Annotated in this window: 5 protein-coding genes; all 5 read left to right on the forward strand. The window is 41.2% G+C overall.

The features are described 5' to 3' along the window. Positions 1-224 precede the first annotated feature (224 nt). The 5 genes from HMPREF9446_RS19290 to HMPREF9446_RS06815 all read left to right on the forward strand — a co-directional run bounded on the left by HMPREF9446_RS19290 (position 225) and on the right by HMPREF9446_RS06815 (position 5740). Complete coding sequence (locus HMPREF9446_RS19290; protein WP_009124775.1) at positions 225-356, forward strand: hypothetical protein; 132 nt, start codon at positions 225-227, stop codon at positions 354-356. Between the two features lie 99 nt (positions 357-455). Further along, positions 456-578 (forward strand): hypothetical protein, encoded by a 123-nt coding sequence (locus tag HMPREF9446_RS19295; protein WP_009124778.1) that lies wholly within the window; start codon positions 456-458, stop codon positions 576-578. 2 nt (positions 579-580) lie between these two features. Further along, complete coding sequence (locus tag HMPREF9446_RS06805) at positions 581-1804, forward strand: radical SAM/SPASM domain-containing protein (protein WP_216593943.1); 1224 nt, start codon at positions 581-583, stop codon at positions 1802-1804. Positions 1805-1824: 20 nt separating this feature from the next. Then, positions 1825-4149: an outer membrane beta-barrel family protein gene (locus HMPREF9446_RS06810; RefSeq protein WP_009124781.1), complete on the forward strand. Its 2325-nt coding sequence runs from the start codon at positions 1825-1827 to the stop codon at positions 4147-4149. A gap of 130 nt (positions 4150-4279) precedes the next feature. Further along, complete coding sequence (locus HMPREF9446_RS06815; protein ID WP_039968712.1) at positions 4280-5740, forward strand: aminoacyl-histidine dipeptidase; 1461 nt, start codon at positions 4280-4282, stop codon at positions 5738-5740. Positions 5741-6382 lie beyond the last annotated feature (642 nt).

Raw genomic sequence — 6382 nt, forward strand, 5'->3', positions numbered from 1 at the left:
AATCCGGATGCACTACACGCCAATCAAGGAGTACGCACGGCACCGGATGCAAGAATCAGTCATCAGACAAGGGGTTTTTGAATAGTAAAGTTCCGAATTGGCTTAAAACCGGCGTTAATAAAAGTTATTTTCGTACAATGAAAAATGCAAAATAAACGAATATGTAAATAACTGATTATTATAAAGCTATTATGATATTTATAATAAAATCGGAATAAATAAGCGTGACGGCAAGCAGTTGCCGTCACTTTGCCGTCACGCTTGCCGTCACTACGCAAATGCCGATGGAGAGGGAGTTTCAGGACAGCAGTGACGGAGTGACGGCAAAATATGAAAAAACTCCCTGTAGCGGCTGACCCTTTCTTTTTTATCAGTCTGGAATTGTAGGACTGGCAGTCGTTACATTTGCAATGTGAGATTAATAAAAACATCAGTTAATTTAATTATCTTGAATTATGGAAAAAGAGAATTTAAAAAATGAAATTAAGACTATTAATGAACAAGAAGAAGTTCTTGGTAATGAACAGTTGGAATCTACAACAGGCGGTGCTACTGAACGAACTCTCTTTTTGAAGTGAATGTGAATTTGTATGAACAACTGCAAGCTTGTATTGCAGATAGTGACAACATAAATAATCTGGATGATGAAACTGTAGATTTTTTATATAAGAAGAAAATAATAGTGGAAAAAGATAAGGATGACCTTTTTCTATTAAATTATCAATATGAAACAGATCGTAGTACTTATTCCAAGAATGTTTTAGGGCTTACAATTGCCCCTACACTTGCTTGTAATTTTTCGTGTTCTTATTGTTTTGAAGAGCATAAGCGAAAAATCTCAATGGATGAAAGAACGGAAAATGCTATTATATCTTTTATAAATAATCATCAGGAATCTCGAGAACTTCACTTGAATTGGTATGGCGGGGAGCCTTTGTTGGCCATAGGAACAATTGAACGCTTGCTCGACAAGATAACCAACGGAACGACTTTGAAATTTACCAAGCATAACCTTATCACAAATGGTTTCCTTGTGAATGATAGAGTTATTTCTCTTTTCAAAAAGTACCCTCTAAATGTTGTGCAAATAACTTTGGATGGAAAACGGGAACGTCATAATCTTATAAGGAAAACAAAAGCAGATTTACCGACCTATGATAAAATTATTGACAATATAAACCGTCTTTTAAATGAGTTTGACAATACATGTGTGCACGTACGGGTAAATATTGAAAAATCAAATGTAGGTGATTATTATGAGGTAGCCAATGAACTGCGGAAAATGTATGATGGGAAAAGGCTGGTTGTTTATCCCGGTTTTTTACGTATTGATAATGAGGAAAAAACTGCTTATAGTTGTAGAAGTATGGACCGTAAGGATATTGCTGAACTGATGTTTGACGCTGTGAATAAAAAAGTTATCAATGAATCGCTTTATCCACAATTGTTTTGTTCAAAAACTTGTGCCGCAACTCGTCAATGTGCTTATATTGTGGGACCTGAAGGGGAGGTTTATAAGTGCTGGAATGATGTAGGTAATCCGGAAAGGGTGGTAGGAACCATACACGGCAATAAGATAATTAATAGAACGTTGCTAAACAAATATATTGTTGGAAGTAAATGGTATCATGATGAGGCATGTAGAAAATGCTTCTTTTTGCCGATATGTAATGGAACATGTGCATGGTATGTCTTGCGTAATAAATATGAGAATGGAAAATATGACTTGTGTACATGTATGCAAAAATCTCCGGGAATGCTGGAGAAATGCTTGGAAACTTACTATGAGATGAATGCAGAATAGAAAACAAATACATTATATTTATGAAGTATAGCTTTTTATCTTTTTTATTATTTCTATCATGCCTGTCTGCTCGGGCACAAGTCATAAAAGGCCAGTTGGTGGATGAAAATTCGCAACCGGTGGAGTTTGCGAATATAGTACTCTATTCACTGCCCGATTCGGCTTATGTGCAGGGGGTGGTGAGCGATGCGCAGGGAGCGTTTGCTTTGAACCGTTACGACGGACAAGGGGTACTGCGCATTACGTCTATAGGCTATTTGTCACAATACAGAGAGTATGATGGCAAAAATGTAGGGGTAATCAAATTATTGCCTGATGTGCACATGCTTGGCGAGGTAGTGGTAAAAAGCACTTTGCCAAGGACACGGGTGAAGGGGGATGCGATGCTGACGACTGTGGCGGGAACTGTACTTGAAAAGGCGGGAACTGCCGACAATTTGCTGGATAAGATTCCTAATGTGTCTTCTAATAATGGTTCTGTCAGTGTGTTCGGAAGAGGAACTCCTGAAATATATATCAATAAACGGAAAGTGTACGATTCTTCAGAACTGGACCGCTTGGCAGCCGATAATATCAAGTCGGTAGAAGTGGTCAGTAATCCGGGCGCGCAATATGGCTCTGAAGTGAAAGCGGTTATTCGTATTACTACCAAGAAAGCTCCAGGTGACGGGTTAGGGTTGAACAGCCGGACAATGGCGCGTTATAACAAAGAGTGGTCTTTTCTTGAACAACTCAACTTTAATTACCATACAGGCGGATGGGATATTCAGGGAATGCTTTATGGATGGAGTGGCAAATCTTGGAGTAAAAAGTATTTGGTGCAGCAGACTTATTTGGAACAGTACTGGAAACAAATTTCCGAGACAGACTCGAAGAGTAGCGGAAAGGATGTATCGGGCATGCTTGCCTTGAATTATGCGCTGAATGAAAAACACTCTTTAGGCATACGTTATGACCTTAGCCGGAATCCCGGAAGTGAGTACACTTACCATGTACCTACCACTGTGTATCAAGACGGGTTGTTTAACGAAGAGTCTGATAGCAGGAACAGGGAATATGTACAATCTACCAACCATCAAATGAACTTCTATTACAATGGGGAATGCGGGGAATGGGAAATGGACTTCAACGCTGACTGGCTGTGGAAGAAAAACAACAATAACAGCCGGATAGCAGAAAAAAGCAGGTTCGCCGATGAGCAGATTGAAAACCGCCTGATATCTACCTTTGCAGAGAACGACAATTCGCTGTATGCCGCTAAGATGGTGTTTGCCCATCCTTTGTTCGGAGGAAAACTTTCATTTGGCGGAGAATATGCGTTTACTCGCCGGACGAATCTATATTTAAACCCTGAAGGCATCCTGAATGATGATCATAGTAAAATAGAAGAAGCTGGTGCCTCTTTCTTTGCGGAATATCGCCGTTCGTTTGGAGAAGTAAATGTGCAGGCGGGAGTGCGTTACGAGAATGTAGCTTTCGATTATTTTGAAAAGGATGAGCGAAAGGATGAACAGAGTAAAAAGTACAGCGATTTTTTCCCGTCGGTGGCTGTCTCGTTTCCTGTAGGCAAGGTCCAGTTCATGCTGAATTATGCTTCTGACATCAGCCGTCCTTCTTATAGCCAGTTACGGGGGAATATAACGTATGTGAATCAGTATTCCTATGAAAGCGGAAATCCTTTTCTTAAACCTACTTTGACACATAATTTTATATTGGGAACTGTATATCGGTGGATTAATTTTTCGGGAGGTTTTCAGCATGTTGAAGATGATATGGTATTTACCAGCGGGGCTTATTCGGAAGATGAGCCTAAAATAGCCCTTATCAAACGGGTGAACGTTCCGGCCTACAACAAACTGTTTGCTTCGCTTACATTTTCGCCTGTCATTGGTATTTGGAGACCTATGTTCAGCGGCAGGATAATGAAGCAGTGGTATGAAGCCGATACTCCTCAAGGATACCGTAATTTGGATAACGTTTTGGGAATGTTGTCATGGAAAAACAGTTTGGAACTTCCGGGAGGTTTCGTGTTAAATGCGGACGTGGTATATAGAACACGGGGGGATGTTCAGAATCAGCGGATGATGCAGGATATGTGGCAAATGAGTATGTCTGTTTATAAAGAGTGCTTTAACAAAAAACTTTCTTTCTTGCTTCGTGGCACTGATTTGTTCGACACAGGCAAAAATAAAGTCAAGATGTACGCTGGGGCTGTCCGGATGATGGAGCTGACTGAAGAACCCAACAGCCGTAGCGTTAGCCTCACAGTCCGCTACAAATTCAATAGCACCAAGAGCAAGTACAAGGGTACGGGAGCCGGTGAATCACAAAAGAACCGTATGTAGAATGAACGGAAGTTTGGGGATTGCAATCTGATTTTAATGCATCATCACAGGAAAAGTATTTTAAATATTGGTGAACATGGATTTCTGAAATATATCTGTTATATTTGCGAAAACTAATTTTAAAAACATTATGAGTACAATCTTAAATTTAACCCCGCAGAATGTGTGGAAGCATTTCTATTCGCTGACCCAAATTCCCCGTCCTTCCGGACACATGGAAAAGATTACCGGATTTCTGGTTGATTTCGGTAAAGGGTTGGGCTTGGAATCATTTGTCGATGAAATCGGAAATGTCATTATCCGTAAGCCTGCCACTCCGGGTATGGAAAATCGCAAGGGCGTCATCCTGCAGGCGCACATGGATATGGTGCCTCAAAAAAATAACGATACCGTTCATGACTTTACAAAAGATCCCATCGAAACCTATATTGACGGTGATTGGGTAAAGGCAAAGGGCACTACGTTGGGAGCTGACAATGGTTTGGGGGTCGCTGCTATCATGGCAGTCCTTGAAGACAACGGACTGAAACACGGTCCGCTGGAAGCTCTGATAACCAAGGATGAAGAAACCGGCATGTACGGTGCATTCGGCCTGAAGCCCGGGACATTGAAAGGCGAAATCTTGCTGAACCTTGACTCCGAGGATGAAGGGGAACTTTATATCGGTTGTGCCGGTGGCATTGATATCACTGCCACACTGGAATATAAGGAAGAGGAACCGGTTGATGCTTGGGTGGCACGACGGATTACCTTGAAGGGTTTGCGTGGCGGTCACTCCGGCTTGGAAATAAACCAGGGACGTGGCAATGCCAATAAACTGCTGGCACGGGTGGTGCATGATTTATTGATAGAGTTCGACTCGCAACTGGCAAGCTTTGAGGGTGGAAACATGCGTAATGCCATTCCCCGTGAGGCACATGCTGTAATGATGTTCAATCCGGAAGATATAGAGGGACTGGAAGATTATATCAAAGAGTATGAAGCGCAGCTTAATGCTGAATATGCATCGATAGAGAGTGACATTACGCTGAAAATGGAAGATGTGGCGGTACCTGCCTCGGTAGTTCCGGAAGAAATTCAGGATAATATGATAAACGTCCTGATGGCTTGTCAGAATGGCGTGATGCGTATGATACCCACCGTGCCCGATACAGTGGAGACTTCTTCCAATCTGGCCATTGTTACCATTGCCGGCGGTAAGGCCGACATCCGTATCCTGGCCCGCAGCTCTTGCGATACGATGAAAGATTTTCTGGCAGATAGTTTGTCTGCTTGCTTTGCCATGGCAGGTATGAAGGTGGAATTGAGCGGGGCTTATTCCGGTTGGCAACCCAATGTGGATTCACCGATTCTGCATGCCATGAAGTCATCTTACAAACAACAGTTTGGTGTAGAGCCCGCTGTAAAAGTAATCCATGCCGGATTGGAATGTGGCATTATTGGCGCCAACTGTCCGGGACTTGATATGATTTCTTTCGGTCCTACGCTGCGTTCTCCGCACTCACCGGACGAACGTGCGCTGATTCCTACCGTATCCAAGTTCTATGACTTCCTGGTGGCTACGTTAGAACAGACTCCGGAAAAGAAGTAAGAAGATACTTTATCCAGCTAAGTAAGGCAGGGTGTTTTGGGTAACATCCTGCCTTTTTTGATATATATCAAGAAATATGTTTTAAAACATAAGTTTTCCTTTGTTTCTGCTCCTTGGCTTGAACAAAGGCTCTATTTTTGTGTTGTAAAACATAAAAAAGAATAGATATTAGTCGTTTTTTAAGGATAACAAGATTGATTTTTAGGAGGACAACATTATGAAGAAGAAATTGATGAATTCATTGAGACACATCCTTGCCGAGGTAGGTAGGAATGAAGCATTATCAATGGGATATACCTTGAAGAGGTAAAGAGACCGAGGTATTTAGTTTGATTTTAGGTAACAGTTTAATTTTTAAGATTATGGCAAAAAAGATTGTAAATTCATTTAAACATGCTCTTACCGTAGCCGGTAAGAACTGGATGGAGGCAATGAAGTATTATAGCCTTCAAATGTAAATACACTTACTTGTTATAGTAACAGGGGATATGGCCACGGGGGTATATCCCCTGTTTTTTTTAGGTTGTTGCGTCTGCTTTATGGATTTCACGGATAATATCTTCTTGATTATTTGTTGAAGAATAAGATTTTTTATATTCAAAACTACATTTGTTTGAACTTTATTCGCTTTCTTTGTTATTA

This window comes from Bacteroides fluxus YIT 12057 (genome assembly GCF_000195635.1).
Lineage (GTDB): Bacteria > Bacteroidota > Bacteroidia > Bacteroidales > Bacteroidaceae > Bacteroides > Bacteroides fluxus.

What these genes read in the sequence shown, in the direction of transcription:
- HMPREF9446_RS19295 (WP_009124778.1), top strand. Translation starts at nt 456, where the DNA reads ATGGAAAAAGAGAATTTAAAAAATGAAATTAAGACTATTAATGAACAA.
- HMPREF9446_RS06810 (WP_009124781.1), top strand. Translation starts at nt 1,825, where the DNA reads ATGAAGTATAGCTTTTTATCTTTTTTATTATTTCTATCATGCCTGTCT.
- HMPREF9446_RS06815 (WP_039968712.1), top strand. Translation starts at nt 4,280, where the DNA reads ATGAGTACAATCTTAAATTTAACCCCGCAGAATGTGTGGAAGCATTTC.